The following is a 21,538-nucleotide window of genomic DNA, read 5'->3' as shown; positions in this document are numbered from 1 at the left end:
GCGCCGCTCCCCGCGGCCCGGCCACCGCCTCAGTCCGAGTCCGCGCCGCCCGGGCCCGCGTTGTACCGCTCCAGGTAGGCGGCGAAGCGCACCAGGTCCTCCTCCGGCCAGTCCGCGAGCCGTTCCCGGAACGCGGCCCGGCGGCTGCGGGTGACCTGGGCCAGGATCTCCTGGCCGGCGTCCGTCAGATGCAGCACCTGGACCCGGTGGTCCTCCGGGTCCAGCCGGCGCTCGATCAGCCCGGCCCGCTCCAGCGCCGCCACCTGGCGGCTGACCGTGGACTTGTCCAGGGCGTAGTGGGCCGCCAGGTCCGTCGCCCGGCAGCCGCCGCGCTCCTCCAGGTGGCCGAGCAGGGTGTACGACACCAGGGACAGCTCGGGGTGCATGCGGCCCGCCGAGGCACGGGCCCGGCGGGCGAAGATGGTCATCTCGCGCTGGATCGTCTCGACGGCCGACTCCGCTGCGCTCACGGGAATACCTCCTCCGACGTTCTAGTTGTACAGTACAACTTGAACTGAGAGTTGTATAAGCCAACCTTTGGAGGTCGCGCGCGATGAGGTCACCGGCACTGCGCCATGTGCTCACGCACCTGATCACCCCGCTGCTGATGTGCATAGGCATGGGGCTCGCGTACATGGGGGCGTTCGTCACCCCCGAGCCGAACCACCTGCCGGTCGCCGTCGTCGGCACCGCCCCGAAGGCGAAGGTCTTCGCGCAGACCGTCAAGGATGCCGCGGGGGACAAGCTCGACGTCCGCACGGTCGCCACCCGGGCCGACGCGGTACACCTGCTCAAGTCCCGCGATGTGACCGGCGCCTATGTGCCCAGCGCCAAGGCGCCCGAGCTGCTGGTGGCGACCGCCGCGTCCGACATGGGGGCCACGGCCGTGGAGAAGGTCTTCACGCCGGTCGCCGCCGAGCAGGGCGTCCCGCTGAAGGTCACCGACGTGGCCGCCCCGGTCGCCGACGACCCCACCGGCCAGGGCCTGTTCTTCCTCCTGGTCGCGGTCAGCATCGGCTCGTACGCCTCGGTCGCCGCGCTCGGCGCCGCGGGCGCCGCCCTCGCGATGCGTGTCCGGGCACTGCTCGCGCTCGGCGTCGCCGCCGTGGTCGGCGGCATCGGCGCGCTGCTCGCCGGGCCGGTGTTCCACCTCGCCCACCACGACCTCGCGGGGGTCTGGGGCATGGCCTCGCTGTACTCGGCGGGCATCCTCCTCATCGGCGTGGGTCTGCACACGTTCCTCAAGCGGTGGACCACGCTCACCATGATGGTGCTGTTCGTGATGCTGAACTTCACCAGCTCCGGCGGTCTGTTCCGGCCCGAACTGCAGAACGGCTTCTTCGGCACCCTGCACGCCTTCTGGAACGGCGCCGGCTTCGTCGAGGGCGCCCGCAGCCTGCTCTACTTCGGCGACGACGGCCTCGCCCGCACCGTGTGGACCCTGGTGGCCTGGCTGCTCGCCGGTGTCCTGGTGACCGCGGTGGCGGCCCTGTACGAGCGCACCCGCGCCGTCCGCCAGGAAGCCACCGCACCCGGGGCCGACACCGCATCAGCTGTCTCCGAGGCCGAGCGGAGGGCCCGGCGGGCCGCCGAGGAGCAGGCCGCGAAGGAGGCCGAGGAAGAGGCCGAGGAGACGGTCGGTGTCTGAACCCGGCGTCCCCGAGGGCCCGTCGGGGGCCGTGGGGTAGAGTGACCGTCCTGCCGCGGACACCTGTCCGGGGCTTCGAAGACGAGGAGGTGAGACCCATTACCGCTGTGTCGGCCGGGGTGCTCTCTCCTTGTGACGGCGCGGTACACCGGCACCGGTGACCGCGGGAGCGCCCTGAAGGCTTCGCGCTCCCGAAAGGCTTCCGGCTTCCATGCCCCTTCCCGTCCCGTTCTCCCCGTCCGCCGTCGTTTCCGCGTTGCGCGCCGCAGGGTGCGTCTTCGCCGAGGACGAGGCCGAGTTGATCCTCGCCACCGCCCGCACCCCCGAGGAGGCGGCCGGCATGGTGGACCGGCGCGCCGCCGGGCTGCCGCTCGAACAGGTCCTCGGCTGGGCCGAGTTCCACGGGCTGCGCGTCACCCTGGAACCAGGGGTGTTCGTCCCCCGCCGCCGTACCGAGTTCCTGGTCGACCAGGCGCTGGCCGCCGCGCCCGACGCGACCGTCGTCGTGGACCTGTGCTGTGGTTCCGGCGCGCTCGGCGCGGCCCTGGCCGCCGCCCTGGACGGGGCGGAGGTGCACGCCGCCGACATCGATCCGGCCGCCGTGCGCTGTGCCCAGCGCAATCTCGCGGCCTTCGGCGGCCGGGCGCACCAGGGCGACCTGTACGACGCCCTGCCCGCCGGCCTGCGCGGCCGGATCGGTGTCCTGACCGCCAACGTGCCCTACGTCCCCACCGCCGAGGTGGCCCTGCTGCCGGCGGAGGCCCGCGAGCACGAGCCGTTGGCGGCGCTGGACGGCGGAGCCGACGGGCTCGACGTGCTGCGCCGGGTGGCCGCCGGGGCACCCGGGTGGCTCGCCCCCGGCGGCTGCCTGCTGACCGAGACCAGCGAACGCCAGGCCCCGGCCGCCGTACGGGTCTTCGAGACCGCGGGCCTGACGACCCGCCTGGCGGTGAACGAGGACCTGTACGCGCATGTGGTGATCGGCGTACGGCCCCGGGCCTGAGGGTGATTGCGGTCCGCCACCGGCCGCCGGTACCCCGAACCGCCGTCAGCCGCTCGACCGCCCAGGGCCGCAGGAGTCCTACGGCAGCTCCTGGGCCCGGGCGATGAGCAGGGCCACGTCGTCGTGGTTGTCCGGGTGGTGCAGCGTGCGCAGCAGGAGGTCGCAGGCCTCCTCCAGCGGGCGGGCCGGGTCGTCGAGCAGGGACAGCAGCGAGGCCAGCCGCTCGTCCAGCGAGTGCCGGCGCGTCTCCACCAGTCCGTCGGTGTAGAAGACCAGTACGTCGCCGGGTTCGAAGTCGACCGTGACGGTGGAGAAGGCGACCCCGCCCACCCCCAGCGGCACGCCGGTGGGCAGGTCGAGCAGTTCCGCCGGGTGGCCGGGCCGTACCCGGGCCGGCGGCAGATGGCCGGCGTTGGCGATCCGGCACTGCCGCCGGTGCGGGTCGTGGACGGCGTACACGCAGGTCGCGATCGAGTGGTTCAGGGCCGAGGTCGTCTTGTCCAGGTGCTCCAGCAGCCGCGCCGGGTCGAGATCGAGGGCGGCCAGGGTGGTCGTCGCGGTGCGCAGCCGGCCCATCGTGGCGGCGGCGCTGATGCCGCTGCCCATCACATCACCGACGACGAGCGCGGTCTTGCCCCCCTCCAGCGGGATCACGTCGAACCAGTCCCCGCCGACCTCGCTGGTGGCGCCCGCCGGCTGGTACCGGGAGGCCACCTCCAGGCCGGTGGTGACCGGCGGATGGCTGGGCAGCAGGCTGCGCTGGAGGGTCAGCGCGGTGTTGCGGGCGTTCTGGTACCAGCGCGCGTTGTCGATCTGCACGGCCGCGCGGGCGGCCAGCTCCCGCGCCAGCAGGACGTCGTCCTCGTCGAAGGGCGCCGGATTGCGGGTGCGTTTGAGGTCGAGCGCGCCCAGCACCTCGCCGCGCGCGATCAGCGGCACCGCGAGATACGAGTGCAGGCCCGCCCGGCCGAGCAGCACGGCCGCTTCGGAGGAGCGGGCGATGCGCGGCAGGTCCTCGTCCTTCACCTGCGGCACCAGGACCGCCTCGCCGGTGCGCACGCATTCGGTGACCAGGCGATCGGGCGCGTACCGGGCGATACCGCCGGGCGGGTCGGCGGCCAGCACCGCCTCCGAGCCCTCCGCGGGGCGGACCGCGAGGGCCCGGATCACCGCCGACTCCGAGGGACCCAGGGTGCTGCGCCGGCCCTCGACCACCGCCTCCAGCAGATCCACGGCCGCCACGTCCGCCAGTTCCGGCACGGCGACCTCGGCCAGCTCGCAGGCCGTGCGCTCCAGTTCCAGCGTCGTACCGATCCGGGCGGAGGCGTCCGCGATGACCGCGAGCCGGCGCCGCGCGGCCTCCCGCTCCACCGAGGCCCGGTGCTGCTCGGTGATGTCGGTCATCGAGACCGCCACCCCGAGCACGTTGCCCATGGCGTCCTCCAGCCGGTACAGCGAGTGCGACCAGGTGTGGTCCGCGTCCGGGTCGGCGGGCGTGCGGCCGACGAGCGTGGTGTCGATCATCGGCACACCCGTCTCCAGCACCTGCCGGGCGGCGGCCTCCAGGGCCTCGGTGTCCAGCATCGGCAGCACCTCGCGCAGCGTCCGGCCCACGTGACCGGCGGCCGGCACGCCGTTCATCTTCTCCAGGGCCGGGTTGACCGAGGCGAACCGCAGGTCGGTGTCGAGGACCGCGTAGCCGATCGGTGACTGCATCACCATCCGCTCGGACAGCGCCACGTCCTGCTCCAGCCGCCGTACGGTCGACTGGTCGGCGGCGAGCCCGAGCGCGTACACGTCCCCCTGGTCGTCCAGCAGCCGCATGTTGCGGAACTCCACCAGACGGGTGCTGCCGTCCTTGTGCCGGACCGGGAAGCCGCCGGCCCAGCTCTGCCCGGTGCGCATCACGTCGGCGAAGAGCTTGCCGACGAGCTGGATGTGCCGTTCGTGCACCATCAGCCGGGCGGCGTACTGGCCGAGGGCCTCCTGCGCGGTGTAGCCGAACAACTCCTCCGCCTGCGGGCTCCACAGGACGATCCGCCCGTCGGTGTCCAGCACCACCGACGCCACACCGAGGACGTCGAGCAGACCGCCCGGAGGCACCGGCCCACGCGCCGGCTCGCCGCTCTCCGTCACCGGAGCCCCGGGTGCACTCATGCCACGCACCGCCTTCGCCCGTCCGCACGGCACGCCGTCCCCCGTGCCGACTCCCCTTGTTCTACCGCGCTCACACCCGACTCTCCGACGCCTTCGCCGTCTACCTCCACCATCTCTCAACACGGCGCGGCCGTCCGCCGAAGCCGTCGCGCCGGCGGTGCGCGCGCTGCCGGACCCCCTCCCGGGACCGTACAACGCGGGCCCGCGGGCCGTGAGAGTTCACGCCCATGTTGCTCTGTTGGTCTGTACATGACTACGACGCCACGCCAGACTGTCCGCCGACCGAGTGTCCCCGTCCACTCACCCAGGGTCCCCACCCCCGTCAGAGGAGTCGGCCATGCCCGCGTCCGCCCGGCAACGTTGTCACGCAGTTCTCGCCGGACTCGTCACCCTCGCCACCGCCGCCGTCGTGTCGCTCGCCGCGCCCACGCCCGCCCGCGCGGCCGACACCTGGACCGAAACCGGCTCCGACCGCGCCGACCCGCTGACCGAGAGCCAGGGCCTGACCTCGGTGGAGGTCCCGGCGAACAGCCCCAACCGCTACACCGGCATCGGCACCATCCCCCTCGGCGTCTCCAGCCGCGGCTGGAACCACGTCGGCGACCCCGACGCCTCGTACGACGGCTACTACATCGAGCCCTACCAGCGGGACTCCGGCAACTCCAAGATGTTCCGGGTGCAGGCGCCCGGCGGCGCCTGGTCGGAGTACGTCCACACGCTGAGCGCGGGCGAGGCGCTGAACAACTCCTGGGCCGCGATCTCGCCCGATGGCCAGTGGATGCTGTCCGGCGAGTGGGGCACGATGACCCGGCTGCTGGTCTTCCCGACCCCGGGCGTCAACCCCGCCACCTCCCCCTCGGCGAACCTCCCGCAGGTCTCCACCGTCCGCCTGGACCACGCCGTCCGCGACGTCCAGGGCTGCGACTTCTCCGGCCCGACCACCCTGCTGTGCTCCTCCGACGATCCGGAGGGCAGCCTGTTCGGCCTCACCAAGCCGCTGCTCCGGATCGACCTGTCGGCCGCGCCGAACGGCACGGCGGACGTCTCGGGCCATGTCACGGCGCTGCGCCAGTTGCCGCTGCGCAGCTCCTGCTCGGGCACCTTCGAGGCGGAGGGCATCGACTACGACCGCCGCAGCGGCATCCTGCGCGTGATCGTGGTCTCGCCCGGCTTCTGCGTGCTGACGGACAGCAAGACGTACAAGTTCTCCCGCGGCTGAGGTGTGCCCGGCGGCCGGTGGTGCTTTGCTGGGGATGGATGCGGTTCGGCGGGGTACCCCGTTCCACCGCAGCACGGCCACGAAAGGAGCGATCATGGCAGACACGGAGCGGTCGCATCCGGAAACCGTCTCGGTGGAGATCAGCGGCTATTCCAAGGACGACGCCCGGCTCGTCTTCGAAGCGCTCAGCGCCTGCTTCGCCTCCGACCGGGCTCCGGAAGAGGTACCGCAGCAGCTCCACGAGACCCGTCCGATGGTATGGCTCGGCACGTACGACGTCGCGGAGGCCCGCGGCGGGGGCTGCCCGCCGGTCCATCTCGACTCACCCGTCCAGGCGGACGTGCAGGGCAGCTACTGGGCGGTGGAGCGGTTCCGCCACACCCTGGACTCGATGTTCACCGTGCAGGAGACCTGCACGGCCTCCGGCGACCAGGAGCGGGACCTGCACCTGCGCCTGGAGAGCCGCTGAGTCCTTAAGGCAGCGCGCGTGCTCGCTGGTGCCCCGGCCTGGGTCTGGGGGCTGGGCCTCATCGCACTGTTCGTCTGTGCGGTGGTGGCCAGGCTGTGGCCGCAGGATTCCAGGGACCGGAAGGACCTGATCATCACCTTCCGGTCCCTGGACGGGGGGACCGCAGCCCGCCCACCCGCCCCGAGCCTGCTGTGCCAGTACGCCCCCCCCGGCCGTTGGCTCGCCCCCGGCTCCTTGACGGCCCACCCCCGGACAGGAAGTCCGAACCGCCGGCCGAGATCGGTGAGCAGGGCAGGAACCTGAGCAAGCCAGAGCGCGGCCCCCGGCCCGGCTCTGGGGCTCGGCCGCGGGCTGAACCAGAAGGGTGTGGTCGCCGTGGCTGGTGTGGGCATGGGGACGGCCACCGGGATCATGAACGTTTGTGAGGAGTACCAATAGACGGTGGCCGTGGAGGCCGGAGAGCCGGGCAGGCGTGGGCGAAGGCGTTCGGGGCGGAGATGGGGGTGAGAGGTCTACTGCGGCCGCGGACTACGCATGGAGATCCGCCGGTTGGACACCTCCGATGCGGCTCTGCGCCGCTGGCACCACTTTGCCGATCGTAGTGGCGAGCGTGGCTCCGAGGACACTGACGCCTACCAGGGTCAGCCAGATCGAGGCTGCCCCGTTGAACAGCAACCCGGAGAGCGCGGCCGGAGCGACCGCTCCTGCGACAGTCACGGCGAGCTGGTTGAGGGCCAGGTACCTGCCGCGGAGAGCGTCTGGGGCGCTCTCCGCGGCGACAGTCGACGTAATGGGGCCGCCGAGGATTTCACCGAAGGTGTAACTGCCTGCACCGAGCAACACGACGCCGACCGCGAGGGCGGGCGCAGCCACGCGGTCGGCGGCGAGGAAGAGGAGGTAGCCGGCCGCAAAGCAGGCGTGCCCGGCGACGAGGACGCGGCTGCGGATCCGCCCGCTGAGCCACCCGACGACGATGCCTTGACCGAAGCCGACCATCAGGGTGTTGAGCGTGAAGACCGCGCCGGCAGTCCAGCCAGGCAGTCCCAGCACGTCCACGGCGTAGACCGGTATCGCGATGTTGAGGGCGAATAACGAGACCGCGAAACACAGTTGATGCGCGACCAGTGACAGGTACCGCCGGTCCCGGAGCACGCGCCCCCAGCCGCCGGCAGCGTCCTGGGCCGTCTCGGGACGGACGTTCGGCACGGCCCGCATCAGAACGAACGCGGCGACATAGGACAAGGCGTTGACGACCACGATCGCGGCGTAGGCGCCGTGAGTACCGACAGTGACAGCGACGGCGGAGAGGAGCCCGCCGAGTGCGTAGCCGAGGTTGCGTACCGACCCCAGAAGACCGAACCAGCGCTCGCGTTGGCCGGGCGCGGCCAGCGCCGTGACGGTCACGCCGTAGCAGCTGAAGAACACTGCCCGCCCGGCACTGTTCAACCAGGCGCAGATGGCGATCTGCCATGTCTGGCCCACGACGAGATACCCGGCGAAGCCGAGCGCCTGGGCCAAATTTGCCGCCTGCAGTACCGGCTTGGCGCCGTACCGGTCGACCAGTCCTCCGACCAGAGGACCCGCTGGGAGCGCCAGCAGCCCGGCCGTCGTCAGTGCCGCGCCTATCTGCACCAGCGTCAGCGACGTCGTGGCCAGGAAATACAGCATCGAAACGGGGACGAAGACACCAGTGCCGAGCGAGTCGATGACGATCGCTGCGACGAAACGGCCGTGCCGAGCTATCGAGGGACGGACCGTGCAATCGGAAATAGACACGAGCCGGAAGGTATAGATTCTATACCGGTATCTACAACGCTACCGGGAGTCGTGCATGGGTAAGGCCTACAACATCATGGCCGCGACCTGTCCCAGTCGCACCGTTCTGCACCGGATCGGGGCGCGCTGGACGGTGTTCATCGTCAACGCGCTGGACAACAGGCCGATGCGATTCACTGAGCTCAAGGCGCACATCCGGGGGATCACACCGAAGGCGCTCACCGAGACGCTTCGCGCGATGGAGTACGACGGCCTGATCTCTCGCACGGAGATTCCCGCACATCCCCCGCATGTCGAATACGCCCTCACCGACCTCGGCCGGTCACTGCTGACACCCCTGCGTGCCGTCCGGGAATGGGCCGAGAGCCACGTCCCCGACATCGAACGCGCCCGCGCACAAGCCGACGCGCAACGGTAGCCCCGTTCGCCGAGCCGGCCACGAATCGCGCGGCGCGGGGCAGAGTCACGGCAGCTGTGGTTCCGATCATGGTCGGTCACAAAGGTGGTGTCGTTGCTGGTGGCAGGCTTGCGCGGTGGCCTGATGGCGTCGGCGCCAAGCGGTCCGGCGGAGCGCGTGCTCGCGGTCACGGGTGGGTGGCGGCAGGACGAAGGTCCGTAGAAGACGTACGAGTTCGGGGCAGGTCAGCAGGACGAGACGGGTCGGCCGTCTGGTGGTTGCGGGTGTCTCGGTACGCAGGATCATGGCGAGAACGGCGGCGGCGCTGGAAGGCCTCCTCGATCGTCCAGCGGCGGCAGATGGTCTCCACGAGGGTGGCGGGATCGCCGTGGCGCACGGTGCTGGTGACACCGTCGTGGCCGGTCAGCACTTGGAAGCGGTCCTCGGGCGGGATGTCCGGCGTCTGCACCAGGGCGTCCTGGACGGCCTGGCCGAGGGCGTCGAGGCGGGCGGGGTCGGTGCCGAGCGTGTCTATGCGGACGAAGGGCATACGGGGACGTCCTTTCGGGGCGGTCCTGCGCACGGGGCGTACATACTAGTAGGTACAGAGTGGCCGGTGTCACCGCCGAGCGGTTGTGCAACTAGTTGCATAAAGCGGCGGGCTTCCTCTACAACAAGAGGCGGACGACACCGCGCACGGAGGGCCCCCATGAGCCGTTACCCGCACCTGATGACCCCGCTCGACCTGGGCTTCACCACGCTGCCCAACCGCGTGCTCATGGGCTCCATGCACGTCGGCCTGGAGGAGGCCGAGCGCGGCTTCGAGCGGATGGCGGCGTTCTACGCGGCCCGCGCGCGCGGGGGAGTGGGGCTCATCGTCACCGGCGGCATCGCTCCCAACGAGGAGGGGCGGCCGTACGAGGGCGGAGCCATGCTCACCACCGAGGCGGAGGCCGAGCGGCACCGGACCGTCACCGAGGCCGTGCACCGCGAGGGCGGCCGGATCGCGATGCAGATCCTGCACTTCGGCCGCTACGCCTACCACCAGGACCTCGTCGCGCCGAGCCCGCTCCAGGCGCCCATCAGCCCCCTCGTGCCCCGCGAGCTGACCGACGCCGACGTCGAGCGCACCATCGAGGACTACGCGCGCGCCGCCCGCCTCGCCCGGCAGGCCGGCTACGACGGCGTCGAGATCATGGGCTCCGAGGGCTACCTGATCAACGAGTTCATCGCGGCGCGGACGAACCGGCGCACGGACCGCTGGGGCGGCTGCTACGAGAACCGGATGCGGTTCCCCGTCGAGATCGTCCGGCGGGTGCGCGAGGCCGTCGGCGAGGACTTCATCGTCATCTACCGGCTGTCCATGCTGGACCTGGTCCCGGGCGGCTCCTCGCTGGACGAGGTGATCGCGCTCGGCAAGGCCGTCGAGGCGGCCGGGGCCACGATCATCAACACCGGCATCGGCTGGCACGAGGCCCGCATCCCCACCATCGCCACCTCCGTGCCGCGCGGCGCCTACACCTGGGTCACCAGGAAGCTCATGGGCCAGGTGTCCGTGCCCCTGGTGACCACCAACCGCATCAACACCCCGGAACTCGCCGAGCGACTGCTGGCCGACGGCTACGCGGACATGGTCTCCCTGGCTCGCCCGATGCTCGCCGACCCCGACTTCGTCGCCAAGGCCGCCGCCGGCACCCCGGAGGCCATCAACACCTGCATCGGCTGCAACCAGGCCTGCCTCGACCACACCTTCAGCGGGCAGATCACCTCCTGCCTGGTCAACCCGCGCGCCTGCCACGAGACCGAGCTGGTCCTCGCGCCGACCCGGCTGAAGAAGCGCGTCGCCGTCGTCGGCGCCGGCCCGGCCGGCCTCGCCTGCGCGGTCACCGCCGCCGAGCGGGGCCACACCGTCACCCTGTTCGACGCGGCGAGCGAGATCGGCGGACAGCTCAACGTCGCCCGCAAGGTGCCCGGCAAGCAGGAGTTCGACGAGACGCTGCGCTACTTCCGCCACCAGCTCGACGCCCACGGCGTGGACGTACGCCTGGAGACCTGGGTGGAGGCCGGCGACCTAGAGCACTTCGACGAGGTCGTCGTCGCCACCGGCGTCACCCCCCGCACCCCGGACATCCCCGGCGCCGACCACCCCCGCGTCCTCGGCTACCTCGACGTGCTGCGCGACGGCGCGCCCGTCGGCGACCGCGTCGCCGTCCTCGGGGCCGGCGGCATCGGCTTCGACGTCGCCGAGTTCCTCACCGACGGCGGTGACAAGGCCGGCGAGGACCCCGAGACGTACTTCCGGAACTGGGGCGTCGACACGGCCTACCGGGCGCCGGGCGGGCTCGCCGCCCCCGAGCGGCCCGCGCCGCCCCGCCAGGTCCACCTGCTCCAGCGCAAGACCAGCAAGGTCGGCGCCGGACTCGGCAAGACCACCGGCTGGATCCACCGCACCGAGCTGAAGCACCGGGGCGTGACCATGGTGCCGGGCGTGCGCTACGACCGCATCGACGACGCCGGGCTGCACATCACCGTCGGCGACGAGAGCACGGTCCTGGAGGTCGACACGGTCGTGCTCTGCACCGGCCAGGAACCGCGCCGGGAGCTGTACGAGGAGCTGGTGGCCGCCGGGCGCGGCGCGCACCTGATCGGCGGCGCGGACGTCGCGGCGGAACTGGACGCCAAGCGGGCGATCAAACAGGGCACGGAGCTGGCGGCGGCGCTGTAGGGGCCCGCGCGCGCCTCCCTAGGATGAGCCCATGTCACTCCCGCACGCGATCCTCACCGCCCTGCTGGAAAAGCCGTCGTCGGGACTGGAGCTGACCCGCCGGTTCGACAAGTCGATCGGCTACTTCTGGTCCGCGACGCACCAGCAGATCTATCGCGAGCTGGGGAAGCTGGAGGCGGAGGGCCTCATCCGCACCCTGCCGGCCGAGCAGCCGGCCCGCGGGCAGAAGAAGAGTTACGAGGTCCTGCCCGCGGGCCGCGCCGAGCTGGCCCGCTGGACCGCCGCCGCGCAGGACCCGAAGACCATGCGGGACCCCCTGCTGCTGCGGCTGCGCGCGGCGGCCATGGTCGGCACCGCGGGCCTGGAGGACGATCTGCGCCGCCACCTGGAGTCGCACCGGCGGCAGCTGGCCGAGTACCGGGAGATCGAGCGGCGCGACTTCCCGCCGGACCGGGACGCCCCGCAGGACCGGCTGCGCCACCTGGTCCTGCGGGCGGGCATCGACCTGGAGACCTTCTGGACCCAGTGGCTGACCCACGCCCTGGCGGAGTTCGCCGAGCTGCCGGACGCCGACTGAGGGGCGCTCGCCCGCCGGTACGGCGATGCGGGCCGCTCAGAGCCGGTAGGGCTTCGAGCGACGGCGCAGGACCCAGCCCGTGGCGACGACCCCGGCGCCGACCAGGGCCGCGCCGACGCCCAGGGTCAACGGGCCGTAGTCGCGGGCGGCACCGCCGAGCCCGCCCATCACGCCCCGGGACGGTGCCGGGCCGGACGTCGAGGAGATCGTCGGCCGCGTCGAGGGGACCGCCGGCTTCGCGGACGCGGGGGCGGACGCGGACACGATCACCGACTGGCTGCCCGCCGTGAGGCCGCTGGAGCAGACCACCACCACGGTGTACGTCCCCGGGCTCACCCCCGTCCAGGCGGCGGACTGGCTGACGGACGTGCCGGACAGGGCCAGCTGCCGGCCCTGGGCGAAGTTCGCCTGCCGGTTGGTGAGCAGAGCCGCCGTACCCCAGCTGCCGTTGATCAGGGTGCAGGCGCTGGTGACCACGGAGACCGTGCTGCCGGTGGTGCTGACCGAGATGCCCGAGACCGCGGCGGACGGCCCGGCGAGCGCGGCCGGGAGGGCGGCGGCAGCCGCCAGGGTCAGGCCGGAGCGGAGCAGAAGTCGCGAGGTGTGCATGGGCTGGCCTCCGGCGGCACGGTCGGCGGTACGTCCCATGCGCCGCCGGGGGTCGGGAAGCGCCCGTGCTGCCTCAACCGCAGCCAACGCGTCCCCGGACCCACCCGCATGCGGGGCGGACCCGGCCGGGTGACGCGTTCCGCCGTCCGGCGCAGACGGGACACGCCGGCTCGATGCGCCGGTCAGCCGTGCGGGGTCACGCCTGCGGGGCGCGCCGGTCAGCCGCCCGTGGTCACCGTCCGCTCCGCCGACCAGCCGCCCCAGGTGCCGTCCGGCAGCCGGGCCCGCAGCCGCACGCGGTGCTCCTCGCCGGCGTCGGTGCCGACGTAGAAGCTGTGGTGCGCCCGGCCGCGCGGCGGTGTGCCGCCCCAGACGAGCGAGGTGGTCGCGGTGCGGTCCACCTGGATCTGGTACTCGGTGATCACCCCGTCCGTGCGCGGCGGGTCCCAGGCCAGGTCGATGTAGTGGGCCCCGTCGGCGCGGTGGGTGGCGGCGGTGAACCCGGTGGGGGCGGTGTTCCGGCCGTCGTCGGTGCCCGGTGTGGTGAGGCGGACCGGGGCGCCGGCGGGGGAGAGGTTGTCGGCGGCGTCGCGGGCCCGGACCGTGAAGACGTAGCGGCTGCCGGGGCGCAGACCGGTGACGACGGTGGCGGTCTGGTTCCCGCCGACGCTGTGGATCTTCACTCCGCCCTGGTAGACGTCGTACGACAGCACGCCCCGGTCGTCCCGCGACGCGCCCCAGGACAGCTGGACCGCGCGGCTGCCCACGGCCCGCCCGGTGGTCGTCGGCGGCCGTGTCGGTGCCGAGTGGTCCGCCGCCGCTGCCGCCGGCGTCCGGGCGCGCACCGCCTGGCTCGGCGGGCCCAGGCGGCCCGCGCCGTCCCGGGCCCGCACGGTGAACGCATACATGGTGGACGGCCTGAGCCTGGTGACGTCCACCATGTGCTGCGAACCCGGTACATCCGCCACCTTGGTGGGGCCGCGATAGACCTCGTAGCTGCGGACCCCGGAGCCGTCCGGCGCCGCGTTCCACATCACATGGACGCTCGTGGCGCTTCCCGCCGCGGCGGTGACCCCGACCGGGGCGCCGGGCACCCGGCCCTCGCCGCCACCGTCGTCGGCCCGGCTCCAGCCGCAGGACGCGACGAGCAGCAGCGAGCCGCAACCCAGTACGAGCGGAACGGGAACGCGTCGCACGGCTCTGCCTCCCCCGGACGGCCTCGGCATCCCTAAAGGTCCGGACCAATATGCCCGGCCGGTGCGGTCACAGCAAGGGGGCCGCATTGGTGAGCATCCCCGGACGTTACGTATGCTGAGCGTCCCTACGGCTGAACTCCCCAAGAGGGCGGGGAAGTTCATGCCTGTGGCGCGGACACGCTGTCGTCGCCGATCCCGCGCCGGCGCGGGTGGCCGGGGGATCCGGGTCGGTACCCGGTCCGGATCCCCGGCCCCTGTTGTCCCCGCCGGGCCCCGAGGCTCGCCCGGGTGTCCCCTTACGGGGTGTCAGACGCGTGCTCCATCCGGCCCCTTCGCGGCGGCTCCCGTGGCCCTGCGCCCGCGGCCGCACCACAGTGTGCTGGATGTCCGCCATGTCCCCGACGAGAGGGTCCTCCATCGTGCGTGTCCCGTCGCTGATCCTGGCCGCGGCCGGCGCCGCCCTGATCGCCCCGGCGGCGCTGCCCGCCCCGGCCACCGCCGTCCCGCCCCGCGAGCGGCCGGCGGCCCGGGGTGAGGGCGGGGTCACCGCCGACGACCTGCCGGCTCGGGGTGAGGGCGGGGCCACCGCCGACGACCTGCCGGCTCGGGGCGAGGGCGGGGTCACCGCCGACGACCTGCTGGCCCGGACCGGCACCTGCGCCGAGCTCTCCCACGGCCGGTACCGCACCGACGCCGGCAGCCCCGCGACCGTCCCCGTCTGCGGCACCGACGACGCCGTCTTCTGGAAGGCGGACCTGGACGTCGACTGCGACGGCCGGCCCACCACCCACTGCAACTCCGGCACCGACCCGGTCTTCGCCCCCACCACGGCCTTCCAGCAGTCCGACGGCCGCCACCTGAACGCCGAGACCCTGCCGTACGTCGTGGTCCCCGCGCCGAGCTCGCGCTGGGACTACCGCGCGCACGGCATCCGGGGCGGCTCCGTGGCCGCCGTCGTCCACGGCGACCGGGTGCAGTACGCGGTCGTCGGCGACACCGGCCCGAGCGACCTCATCGGCGAGGCCTCCTACGCCACCGCCCGCGGCCTGGGCATCGACCCCGACCCGGTCACCGGCGGGGCGCCCTCCAACGTGACCTACATCGTCTTCCGGAACACCCTGATCACCCCCATCGAGGACCACGAGGAGGCGGTGGCGACGGGGGAGCGGCTGGCCAAGCAGTTCCTGACGAACGACTGACCGCGCGGGTCAGGGAGACGCGGGCCCACTGACCGGCGCGGACGGGGCGTCCTGCGCATCCAGGGGCCGGGCCGGTCGGGACGGCCGGGCCGACCGCCGTCGGCCGGCCCGTACGGCGGGCGCCCGGTCAGGGGCGCCCGGCCGGACGCTGATCGGGCCGGGTTCCCCGGTGTCACACCTTGCGGTAGCTGTACGCCTCCGCTGCCGCGGCCTCCACCGCGTCCAGGTCCGCCCCGGCGGCGGAGGTGACCACGGCGGTCACCGCGCCCTCCACGAACGGCGCGTCCACCAGGCGCGTGCCGTCCGGCAGTTCGTCGCCCTCGGCGAGCAGCGCCTTCACCGTGAGCACCGCGCTGCCCAGGTCGGTGAGGACCGCCACCCCGGCCCCCCGGTCCACCGAGGCCGCCGCGGCGGAGATCAGCTCGGCGCTGGTGCCGAGCCCACCGCCCTCGGTGCCGCCCGCCGGGGCCACCGGTACCGCGCTCGCCCCGCCCGCCAGCCCCTTGGCCAGCTCGGCGACCGAGGCGGCCACCTCCGCGCTGTGCGACACCAGCACGATCCCGACCCGCTTCTCCCCGCTCACCGCTCCGCCTCCGCCGTGTCGGCCAGCGCGGCGATCAGCAGCGCCGACGAGGTCGCCCCCGGATCCTGGTGGCCGATGCTGCGCTCGCCCAGATAGCTCGCCCGCCCCTTGCGCGCCTGCAACGGCGTGGTGGCCAGCGCGCCCTCCTCCGCGGCGGCCCGCGCGGCGCCGAACCCGGCCCCGAGCGCGTCCACGGCCGGCACCAGCGCGTCGATCATGGTCTTGTCGCCCGGTGCCGCCCCGCCGAGCGCCATCACCCCGTCCACGCCCGCGCGCAGCGCCGCGGCCAGCTCCTCCTCGCCGACCTCGGCGGCGTCCCCGAGCGCCTTGCCGGTCCGGCGCAGCAGAGTGCCGTACAGCGGTCCGGACGCACCGCCGACCGTCGAGATCAACTGCCGTCCGGCCAGCGTCAGCACGCCCCCCGGGGTGTCCGGCGCCTCCTTCTCCAGGGCCGCCGCCACGGCCGTGAACCCGCGTTGCAGATTGCTGCCGTGGTCCGCGTCCCCGATGGCCGAGTCGAGGGCGGTGAGCCGTTCCGCCTCGCGGCTGACGGACGCGGCGGCCGTCGTCATCCAACGGCGGAAGAATGCGGCGTCGAGCACTGGATCTCCTCGCATGGTAGGGCTGTCGGCCGTTCGGCCGGATCGGTCGCCGTCTGCTCCGCCGTATCACATTCCCCAGCGCAGCGCCGGGGTCTTCACCGGCGCGTCCCACAGTCGCAGCAGCTCCTCGTCGGCCTGGCACAGCGTCACCGAGGCGCCGGCCATGTCCAGCGAGGTCACGTAGTTGCCGACGAGCGTGCGGGCCACGGCGACCCCGCGCTCCCGGAGCACCCGCTGCACCTCCGCGTTGAAGCCGTACAGCTCCAGCAGCGGCGTCGCGCCCATGCCGTTGACCAGCACCAGCACCGGGCTGCGCGGCGGCATGTCCTCCAGGATGGCGTTGACCGCGAAGTCGGCGATCTCCCCGGAGGTCATCATCGGCCGGCGCTCGCGGCCCGGCTCGCCGTGGATGCCGATGCCCAACTCCAGTTCGCCGTCCGGCAGATCGAAGGTCGGGCTGCCCTTCGCCGGGGTCGTACAGGCGCTCAGGGCCACGCCGAAGCTGCGGGAGTTCTCGTTGACCTGGCGGGCGACGGCCTCCACGCGCTCCAGCGGCTGCCCCTCGGCCGCGGCGGCGCCCGCGATCTTCTCCACGAAGAGCGTCGCGCCGGTGCCGCGCCGGCCGGCCGTGTAGAGGCTGTCGGTGACGGCCACGTCGTCGTCGACGAGCACCTTGGCGACCTGGATCCCCTCGTCCTCGGCCAGCTCGGCCGCCATGTCGAAGTTCAGCACGTCGCCGGTGTAGTTCTTCACCACGAACAGCACGCCCGCGCCGCTGTCCACGGCCGCCGCGGCACGCGCCATCTGGTCGGGCACCGGCGAGGTGAACACCTCTCCGGGGCAGGCGGCGGACAGCATGCCCGGGCCGACGAACCCGCCGTGCAGCGGCTCGTGCCCCGAGCCGCCACCCGACACGAGCGCGACCTGACCGGCCACGGGGGCGTCCCGGCGGGCGATCACCCGGTGCTCCACGTCCACGTTCAGATCCGGATACGCGGCCGCCAAACCGCGCAGCGCGTCCGCCACGACGGTCTCCGGGACGTTGATCAGCATCTTCATGCGTAACTCCTCGTGAGCTTGGCGGTTGAGCCCAAGACCTGTGTCTTCGCAGGTCACCGGCGCACTGACGGCCTCCCGAGGGGGAAGCCGCCCGTCCCGTCTACTGGAAGTATCGACCTTGCGGCGGCGAAGGTCACCTGCGACCACCCCTCTTCACGGTGCGTAGCGGACGGTGGGCCGATCGTGAGCCCGGCATGATCCAAACGAGAGGCCCTAGGTGTGCGGGCGGAACCGGGCCAGGACGGTCATGGTCGGCCGGATGTTGCGCACCCCCGGCAGCCGCCGCAGCACGGGCCAGACCACGCCGAAGTACGCGCCGCGTCCGCGCGGCAGCGGCAGTTCGCGCACCTCGGTGACGGCCGGGTGCGCCGTACGGATCTTCGGCAGCTCACCCGCGTCGAGCGCCCAGGGCATGGGTGGGGTGACGTAGCCCTGCGCCGTCCTCATCCGACCGCTCAGGGTACGTTCGCCGAACCACCGCGGCACCGCGTCGAAGACCAGCGATCCGCCGGGGAACGCCTCGGCGCAGCCGGCGATCAGCTGCCGCACCTCGGCCGGGCGCAGGTACATCAGCAGGCCCTGCGCGGTGACGAGCACGCCGTGCGCGGGGTCCACCTCGTCCCGCCAGGATAGGTCCAGCGCCGACCGCGCCAGCGTCCGGCGGCGCTCCTCGTCCGGCAGCAGCGCCTGGCGCACCTTCGCCGTCTGCGGGAGTTCGACGCAGAGCCAGTGCGCACGGCCGTTGTCGACCCGCCAGAACTGCGTCTCCAGCCCCTCGGCGAGCGCGACGACGGTGCCGCGGGGATGCTCCCGGAGGAAGGCCCTGACGGCGTCGTCGAAGGTGCGCACCCGCAGGGCCTGCCCCTGGGCCAGGAGCGGGGAGGGCGTGCCGAACCTCTCTTCGAAGGGGTAGTCGATGCGCTCGACGAGCTCGATCGCCTTCGGGTCGTCGAGCACGGGGTGCGGCTGCCGCGCCTCGTAGGCCCGCTGATGGAGGTTCCACAACAGCGTCTCGGGGACGCCCTCCAGGTCGATGCGCCGCCGCCCGTCGTGGTCCATCGCGCCCCCCTCACCGGTCTGTTCCCGCCGTGCTACTCCAGTGTCCCAGTCCGGTCCTCCTCGCCGATGGGCAGGCCCACCGGGCGGCGGCCCGGCGGCTGCTGGGGTTCCGGACGCGTGGGGGCGGGGGGCATCGGGCGGTCGACCGGCCCGTCGGTGGTCAGGGGTGTCAGCTCTCCGTGGTGGAGCACGTCCAGCGGTCCGCCCTCCACCAGCCGGTAGCGCACCCGGGACCGGCCGACGTCCACCTTCAGCCTGCATCCGCGCACCAGCACGGTGAACGCCACCCTGGACAGCGCCTCCGGCAGGCGCGGTGTGAACGCCAGCATCCCCGGCTGCCCGTCCTCGCCGAGGTACCGGCGCATCCCCCCGAAGCCCGCGACGAGGGCGATCCAGGTTCCGGCCAGGGAGGCGATGTGCAGCCCGTCACGGGTGTTGTGCTCCAGGTCGTCCAGGTCCATCAGCGCGGCCTCGCCGAGGTAGGCGTAGGCCAGGCGCAGATGACCGGTCTCGGCGGCGAGCACCGCCTGGCAGGACGCCGAGAGGGAGGAGTCGCGGACGGTCAGCGCCTCGTAGTAGGCGAAATTGCGCGCCTTCTGCTCTTCGGTGAAGGCGTGCGGGCACTCCATCATGGCCAGCACCAGGTCGGCCTGCTTCACCACCTGCTTGCGGTACAGGTCGAAGTAGGGATAGTGCAGCAGCAGCGGGTAGTCGTCGGGCGGGGTGGCCTCGAAGTTCCAGCGCTGGAAGCTCGTGAAGCCGGCCGACTGCTCGTGGACACCGAGGGATTCGTTGTACGGCAGTGCCATACGGGCCGCCGCGTCCCGCCACACCGCGGCCTCCTCGTCGTCGACGCCGAGTTCCGCCGCCCGGTGCGGATGACGCACCGCCGCGTCGGCGGCGGCCAGGAGATTCTGCCGGGCCATCAGGTTCGTGTACAGGTTGTCCCGGGAGAAGGCGCTGTACTCGTCCGGACCGGTGACCCCGTCGATGTGGAAGACGCCCTCCGAGTCGTGGTGACCGAGGGAGCGCCACAGCCGGGCGGTCTCCACGAGCAGGTCGAGCCCCTCGGCGCGCTCGAACTCCTCGTCCCCGGTCACCATGACGTACCGCACGACGGCCATGGCGATGTCGGCGTTGACGTGGAAGGCGGCCGTACCGGCGGGCCAGTAGGCGGAGCACTCGGCGCCGTCGATGGTCCGCCAGGGGAACGTCGCTCCGGACAGCCCGAGTTGGCGCGCGCGCTCCCGCGCCGCCGGCAGCGTCCGGTGCCGCCAGCGCAGCGCCGACGCGACGGCCTCCGGCGCGGTGAAGGTCAGGACGGGCAGCACATAGGACTCGGTGTCCCAGAAGGAGTGCCCGTCGTACCCGGTCCCGGTCAGGCCCTTCGCCGGAATCGCCCGGTTCTCGCCGCGGGCCGCCGCCTGGAGCACATGGAAGAGAGCGAACCGCACCGCCTGCTGGATCTGCGCGTCTCCCTCCACCTCGACGTCCGCGCCGGCCCAGAAGCGGTCCAGGTACACCCGCTGGGCGGCGACCAGCCCGTCCCAGCCGGTGCTGACGGCCGCCGCCACCGCACCGTCCACCTGGTCGTGCACGGCCGGCAGCGAACGCTCGCCGGACCAGCCGTAGGCCACGAACTTGACCAGTCGCAGCGGCTGACCGGGCACCAGGTCCGCGGTCACCGTCAGCCGGCTGACGTCGGGCTCGCTGTGCGCCGTCCACTTCGTGCTCTCGGGTCCCTCGACGAGGTGGTCGGCCGCCGTACCGACCCGCAGCCTGCTGCTGGCGGTGCAGTGCACGAGCCGCAGCCGGGTGTTCTGCGCGAAATGCTCCTCGGGCATCAGCGGGGACTCGGTCGCCGCTGCGACGCGCGGGTCGCCGTGGAAGCTGGGCAGCTGTTCGTTGGCGACCAGCTCGGACTGCACGGCGACCGTCGTCGGTCCGTCGACCGGCTCCACCTCGTAGACGATCGCGGCGACCGCGCGCTGGGTGAAGGAGACGAGCCGGCGGGAGGTGATCCGCACGGTACGGCCGCCGGGCGACGTCCACCGCGCGGTCCGGCTGAGCACACCGGAGCGGAAGTCCAGGACCCGCTCGTGCGCCAGCAGCCGGCCGTAGCGCAGATCGCACGGGTGGTCGTCCACGAGCAGCCGGATGACCTTGCCGTCGGTGACGTTGATCATCGTCTCGCCGGACTCGGGATATCCGTAGCCCGCCTCCGCGTACGGCAGCGGGTGCCGCTCGTAGACACCGTTGAGATAGGCGCCGGGCAGTCCGTGGGGCTCTCCCTCGTCGAGGTTTCCGCGCCATCCGATGTGTCCGTTGGACAGCGCGAACACCGATTCGCTCTGGGCGAGCACATCGAGATTGAGCTCGGTCTCGCGCAGGCACCACGGCTCGACCGTGTAGCTGGGATGAGTGATCACCGCGACTCCAGGAGCTCGGCCAGGTCCCGGACCACCACATCCGCGCCGTGCTCGCGCAGTTGCTCCGCCTGGCCGACCCGGTCGACGCCCACGACCACGCCGAACCGTCCCGCCCGGCCCGCCTCTACACCGGCCAGGGCGTCCTCGAACACGGCCGCCTCGTCCGGTGGGAGGCCCAGCCCGCGGGCCGCCTCCAGGAAGGTGTCCGGGGCGGGCTTGCCGCGCAGATGGCGCTCGCGTGCCACCACGCCGTCGATCCGCTCGTCGAACAGGTCCTCGATCCCGGCGGCCACCAGGACGTCCCGGCAGTTGGCGCTGGACGACACCACCGCGCAGCGCAGACCGGCCTCGCGCACCGCGTGCACGAAACGGACCGAGCCCTCGTAGGGCTCCACCCCGTCCTCGCGGATCCGCCGCAGGACCAGGTTGTTCTTCCGGTTGCCCAGGCCGTTCACGGTCTCCGCCTCCGGCGGGTCGTCCGGCGATCCCTCGGGCAGGTGCACCCCACGCGAGGCGAGGAACGTGCGCACCCCGTCCTCACGGGGCCGCCCGTCCACGTACTCGTCGTAGTCGTCGACCGCGTCGAAGGGGACGAACGCGGTCCCCTCACGGGTCGCGCGCTCGCGGAGGTAGCCGTCGAACATCTCCTTCCAGGCCGCCGCGTGCACTTTCGCGGTCTGGGTGAGCACCCCGTCGAGGTCGAACAGACAGGCACGGACATGAGAAGGAAGCCCCAGCATGCCGCCGAGGCTAGGAGCCCGGCGCGGCCCGCGGCAGCAGGACACCGCGCGCCGGGCCCCGAAGGCACCCACTCGGTGGAGGCGGGAACGG

The 21,538-nt window shown here is 72.7% G+C and carries 20 protein-coding genes; 8 read left to right on the top strand and 12 right to left on the bottom strand.

Going from position 1 to position 21,538, the window contains the following annotated elements:
* Positions 1-29: 29 nt before the first annotated feature.
* Positions 30-428 carry a MarR family winged helix-turn-helix transcriptional regulator gene (locus AQJ11_RS24145; RefSeq protein WP_237281111.1) on the bottom strand — a complete coding sequence of 133 codons (399 nt, stop codon included), beginning with the start codon at positions 426-428 and terminating at the stop codon, positions 30-32.
* Positions 429-553: 125 nt separating this feature from the next.
* On the opposite strand from AQJ11_RS24145, the gene AQJ11_RS24140 reads away from it, so the two are divergent.
* On the top strand, positions 554-1,648 hold the full coding sequence (locus AQJ11_RS24140) for an ABC-2 transporter permease (protein ID WP_059264344.1): 1,095 nt from the start codon (positions 554-556) through the stop codon (positions 1,646-1,648).
* Positions 1,649-1,859: 211 nt separating this feature from the next.
* A complete protein-coding gene (locus tag AQJ11_RS24135) occupies positions 1,860-2,651 on the top strand; it encodes a putative protein N(5)-glutamine methyltransferase (protein WP_059264343.1) in 792 nt (263 codons plus the stop codon).
* Positions 2,652-2,729: 78 nt separating this feature from the next.
* Here AQJ11_RS24135 and AQJ11_RS24130 read toward each other — a convergent pair whose 3' ends face one another.
* Positions 2,730-4,808 carry a SpoIIE family protein phosphatase gene (locus tag AQJ11_RS24130; protein WP_107120866.1) on the bottom strand — a complete coding sequence of 693 codons (2,079 nt, stop codon included), beginning with the start codon at positions 4,806-4,808 and terminating at the stop codon, positions 2,730-2,732.
* Between the two features lie 337 nt (positions 4,809-5,145).
* Here AQJ11_RS24130 and AQJ11_RS24125 point away from each other — a divergent pair, with 337 nt between their 5' ends.
* Together AQJ11_RS24125 and AQJ11_RS24120 are read left to right on the top strand one after the other, a co-directional pair.
* Positions 5,146-6,027: a hypothetical protein gene (locus tag AQJ11_RS24125; RefSeq protein ID WP_059264342.1), complete on the top strand. Its 882-nt coding sequence runs from the start codon at positions 5,146-5,148 to the stop codon at positions 6,025-6,027.
* A 94-nt stretch (positions 6,028-6,121) separates the two neighbouring features.
* Positions 6,122-6,496 (top strand): hypothetical protein, encoded by a 375-nt coding sequence (locus AQJ11_RS24120; RefSeq protein ID WP_015493191.1) that lies wholly within the window; start codon positions 6,122-6,124, stop codon positions 6,494-6,496.
* Positions 6,497-7,024: 528 nt separating this feature from the next.
* Here the strand turns inward: AQJ11_RS24120 and AQJ11_RS24115 are convergent.
* Positions 7,025-8,272, bottom strand: a complete 1,248-nt coding sequence (locus AQJ11_RS24115; RefSeq protein ID WP_244218330.1) for an MFS transporter — start codon at positions 8,270-8,272, stop codon at positions 7,025-7,027.
* A 55-nt stretch (positions 8,273-8,327) separates the two neighbouring features.
* Between AQJ11_RS24115 and AQJ11_RS24110 the strand changes: the two genes are divergently transcribed.
* Entirely contained in the window at positions 8,328-8,690 is a 363-nt protein-coding gene (locus AQJ11_RS24110) for a winged helix-turn-helix transcriptional regulator (RefSeq protein WP_058079373.1), read from the top strand.
* A 166-nt stretch (positions 8,691-8,856) separates the two neighbouring features.
* On the opposite strand, the gene AQJ11_RS24105 is transcribed toward AQJ11_RS24110, so the two are convergent.
* The gene (locus AQJ11_RS24105) at positions 8,857-9,219 is read right to left on the bottom strand and encodes a tautomerase family protein (RefSeq protein WP_059264341.1); all 363 of its coding nucleotides are present in this window, start codon (positions 9,217-9,219) and stop codon (positions 8,857-8,859) included.
* A gap of 159 nt (positions 9,220-9,378) precedes the next feature.
* On the opposite strand from AQJ11_RS24105, the gene AQJ11_RS24100 reads away from it, so the two are divergent.
* Both AQJ11_RS24100 and AQJ11_RS24095 read left to right on the top strand, forming a co-directional pair.
* Positions 9,379-11,394, top strand: a complete 2,016-nt coding sequence (locus AQJ11_RS24100) for an NADPH-dependent 2,4-dienoyl-CoA reductase (RefSeq protein ID WP_059264340.1) — start codon at positions 9,379-9,381, stop codon at positions 11,392-11,394.
* Between the two features lie 31 nt (positions 11,395-11,425).
* Entirely contained in the window at positions 11,426-11,971 is a 546-nt protein-coding gene (locus AQJ11_RS24095; protein WP_059264339.1) for a PadR family transcriptional regulator, read from the top strand.
* A gap of 36 nt (positions 11,972-12,007) precedes the next feature.
* On the opposite strand, the gene AQJ11_RS24090 is transcribed toward AQJ11_RS24095, so the two are convergent.
* On the bottom strand, positions 12,008-12,580 hold the full coding sequence (locus tag AQJ11_RS24090) for a hypothetical protein (RefSeq protein WP_059264338.1): 573 nt from the start codon (positions 12,578-12,580) through the stop codon (positions 12,008-12,010).
* A gap of 218 nt (positions 12,581-12,798) precedes the next feature.
* Positions 12,799-13,776 (bottom strand): fibronectin type III domain-containing protein, encoded by a 978-nt coding sequence (locus tag AQJ11_RS24085; protein ID WP_014670888.1) that lies wholly within the window; start codon positions 13,774-13,776, stop codon positions 12,799-12,801.
* 419 nt (positions 13,777-14,195) lie between these two features.
* Between AQJ11_RS24085 and AQJ11_RS24080 the strand changes: the two genes are divergently transcribed.
* Entirely contained in the window at positions 14,196-14,975 is a 780-nt protein-coding gene (locus tag AQJ11_RS24080) for a glycoside hydrolase family 75 protein (RefSeq protein ID WP_279616954.1), read from the top strand.
* 172 nt (positions 14,976-15,147) lie between these two features.
* Here AQJ11_RS24080 and AQJ11_RS24075 read toward each other — a convergent pair whose 3' ends face one another.
* The 6 genes from AQJ11_RS24075 to AQJ11_RS24050 all read right to left on the bottom strand — a co-directional run bounded on the left by AQJ11_RS24075 (position 15,148) and on the right by AQJ11_RS24050 (position 21,447).
* Positions 15,148-15,558, bottom strand: a complete 411-nt coding sequence (locus AQJ11_RS24075) for a PTS-dependent dihydroxyacetone kinase phosphotransferase subunit DhaM (RefSeq protein ID WP_059264336.1) — start codon at positions 15,556-15,558, stop codon at positions 15,148-15,150.
* Positions 15,555-16,160 (bottom strand): dihydroxyacetone kinase subunit DhaL, encoded by a 606-nt coding sequence (gene dhaL, locus AQJ11_RS24070; protein ID WP_014670885.1) that lies wholly within the window; start codon positions 16,158-16,160, stop codon positions 15,555-15,557. Before dhaL ends, AQJ11_RS24075 begins: the two co-directional genes overlap by 4 nt.
* 66 nt (positions 16,161-16,226) lie before the next feature.
* On the bottom strand, positions 16,227-17,219 hold the full coding sequence (dhaK, locus tag AQJ11_RS24065; protein WP_014670884.1) for a dihydroxyacetone kinase subunit DhaK: 993 nt from the start codon (positions 17,217-17,219) through the stop codon (positions 16,227-16,229).
* A gap of 213 nt (positions 17,220-17,432) precedes the next feature.
* Positions 17,433-18,278, bottom strand: coding sequence for a class I SAM-dependent methyltransferase (locus AQJ11_RS24060; RefSeq protein WP_014670883.1), 846 nt, complete (start codon positions 18,276-18,278; stop codon positions 17,433-17,435).
* 32 nt (positions 18,279-18,310) lie between these two features.
* Complete coding sequence (locus AQJ11_RS24055) at positions 18,311-20,707, bottom strand: glycoside hydrolase family 65 protein (RefSeq protein ID WP_059264335.1); 2,397 nt, start codon at positions 20,705-20,707, stop codon at positions 18,311-18,313.
* Positions 20,704-21,447: a beta-phosphoglucomutase family hydrolase gene (locus tag AQJ11_RS24050; RefSeq protein WP_014670881.1), complete on the bottom strand. Its 744-nt coding sequence runs from the start codon at positions 21,445-21,447 to the stop codon at positions 20,704-20,706. The genes AQJ11_RS24055 and AQJ11_RS24050 overlap by 4 nt, the downstream gene beginning before the upstream one ends.
* Positions 21,448-21,538: the final 91 nt, after the last annotated feature.

It is taken from the genome of Streptomyces corchorusii, assembly GCF_001514055.1.
Lineage (GTDB): Bacteria > Actinomycetota > Actinomycetes > Streptomycetales > Streptomycetaceae > Streptomyces > Streptomyces olivaceoviridis.
This window is presented reverse-complemented; position numbering and strand designations above follow the sequence as displayed.

Bases quoted from the DNA above. Each gene is read 5' to 3' on its own strand.
- AQJ11_RS24090 (WP_059264338.1), bottom strand. From the start codon at position 12,580: ATGCACACCTCGCGACTTCTGCTCCGCTCCGGCCTGACCCTGGCGGCT.
- AQJ11_RS24135 (WP_059264343.1), top strand. From the start codon at position 1,860: ATGCCCCTTCCCGTCCCGTTCTCCCCGTCCGCCGTCGTTTCCGCGTTG.
- AQJ11_RS24125 (WP_059264342.1), top strand. From the start codon at position 5,146: ATGCCCGCGTCCGCCCGGCAACGTTGTCACGCAGTTCTCGCCGGACTC.
- AQJ11_RS24120 (WP_015493191.1), top strand. From the start codon at position 6,122: ATGGCAGACACGGAGCGGTCGCATCCGGAAACCGTCTCGGTGGAGATC.
- AQJ11_RS24060 (WP_014670883.1), bottom strand. From the start codon at position 18,278: ATGGACCACGACGGGCGGCGGCGCATCGACCTGGAGGGCGTCCCCGAG.
- AQJ11_RS24140 (WP_059264344.1), top strand. From the start codon at position 554: ATGAGGTCACCGGCACTGCGCCATGTGCTCACGCACCTGATCACCCCG.
- dhaK (WP_014670884.1), bottom strand. From the start codon at position 17,219: ATGAAGATGCTGATCAACGTCCCGGAGACCGTCGTGGCGGACGCGCTG.
- AQJ11_RS24110 (WP_058079373.1), top strand. From the start codon at position 8,328: ATGGGTAAGGCCTACAACATCATGGCCGCGACCTGTCCCAGTCGCACC.
- AQJ11_RS24145 (WP_237281111.1), bottom strand. From the start codon at position 428: ATGACCATCTTCGCCCGCCGGGCCCGTGCCTCGGCGGGCCGCATGCAC.
- AQJ11_RS24130 (WP_107120866.1), bottom strand. From the start codon at position 4,808: ATGAGTGCACCCGGGGCTCCGGTGACGGAGAGCGGCGAGCCGGCGCGT.
- AQJ11_RS24105 (WP_059264341.1), bottom strand. From the start codon at position 9,219: ATGCCCTTCGTCCGCATAGACACGCTCGGCACCGACCCCGCCCGCCTC.
- AQJ11_RS24100 (WP_059264340.1), top strand. From the start codon at position 9,379: ATGAGCCGTTACCCGCACCTGATGACCCCGCTCGACCTGGGCTTCACC.
- AQJ11_RS24050 (WP_014670881.1), bottom strand. From the start codon at position 21,447: ATGCTGGGGCTTCCTTCTCATGTCCGTGCCTGTCTGTTCGACCTCGAC.
- AQJ11_RS24095 (WP_059264339.1), top strand. From the start codon at position 11,426: ATGTCACTCCCGCACGCGATCCTCACCGCCCTGCTGGAAAAGCCGTCG.